The organism is Bradyrhizobium sp. 138 (assembly GCF_023074075.1).
Lineage (GTDB): Bacteria > Pseudomonadota > Alphaproteobacteria > Rhizobiales > Xanthobacteraceae > Bradyrhizobium.
The window spans coordinates 1-1259 of sequence record NZ_JADPKT010000028.1 but is presented as its reverse complement, the minus strand read 5'-3'; the positions used below and the strand labels follow the sequence as shown (position 1 = coordinate 1259).

General features: G+C 61.3%; 1 protein-coding gene. It reads left to right on the top strand.

What is annotated here, in order from left to right; translation table 11 throughout:
* Positions 1–55: 55 nt before the first annotated feature.
* A protein-coding gene (locus tag IVA79_RS14430; protein WP_247553803.1) for an IS3 family transposase occupies positions 56–1230 on the top strand; the annotation gives its coding sequence in 2 pieces (ribosomal slippage) (positions 56–350 and positions 350–1230; 1176 coding nt in all).
* Positions 1231–1259: the final 29 nt, after the last annotated feature.

Here is a 1259-nt window from a genome sequence, read left to right as displayed (position 1 = left end):
CTGAGCCTCCCCTAAATCGGTGGACACCTATAGCTTAGGCAGCGAGAGGTGTCAGATGACGAAACGGCAGCGACGGTCTTATTCGGACGAGTACAAGCGGCAGGCAGTTGATCTGGTTTTGTCGAGCGGCCGCTCGGCGAAGTCGGTATCGAAGGAGCTCGGGCTTGACGGTTCGGTGCTGAGCCGATGGGTGGCGGAGCGGGGCACGGTGAGAGCCGGCGGCAGCGCCGAGGCTCCCACATCGCAAGCGGCGCTGCCGTCGGCGGACCAGGCTGACGTGATTGCGCGTTTGCAGCGGGAAAACGAACAGCTGCGGATGGAGCGCGACATTTTAAAAAAGTCGATCGCGATCTTTGCTGGACCACGGACATGAGATTCCGCTTCATCGAAGGTCACTGTGCGGACTATCCGGTCAGGATCATGTGCCGTGTCCTCGGCGTCTCGCGCGCGGGCTACTATGCTTGGCGGTCGCGCCCCGAAAGCCCCCGGGCGGCGGCCAATCGAGAGCTGCTGGAGGACATCAAGCGCGTTCATCGCGACAGCCATGGCCGCTATGGCAGCCCGCGCATTCATGTCGAGCTCAAAGTCCAGGGACGCCATGCCAGCCGAGGCCGGATCGAGCGGCAGATGCGCCATCATGGCGTTCGAGCCATCTCCGCCGGGCCGCGGCGATGCCGCACCACCGATAGCGGGCATGGCTTCCCGATCGCGCCGAACCTGCTCGGCCGGAACTTCTCGACCGCCATGCGCAATCAGGTCTGGCTCGCCGACATCACGTTTGTCTGGACCGGCCAGGGCTGGTTGTACTTGGCGGCCATCATGGATCTGTACAGCCGTCGTATCGTGGGCTGGGCGATGGACGACCATTTACGCGCCGAATTGCCGCTCGCCGCATTACGAATGGCGATCAAGGGGCAAAGACCACGTCCCGGGCTGATCCATCATTCCGATCGCGGCACCCAATATGCTTCAACCGAGTACCGCCAAGCACTGCAAGCCGCCGGCTTCCGACCTTCGATGAGCCGCAGAGCCGACTGCTACGACAATGCCCCGATGGAAAGCTTCTTCCACACACTCAAGACCGAACTGATCCATCACCGTCAATATGCGACCCGCAATGAAGCCGAGCGCGACATCTTCGCTTACGTCGAAGGCTTCTACAATCAAACCCGCAGACACTCGGCCATCGGCTATATCAGCCCGGTCGAGATGGAGCTAAAATCGGCTTGATCCATGTCCACTTTTTTGGGGGAAGATCA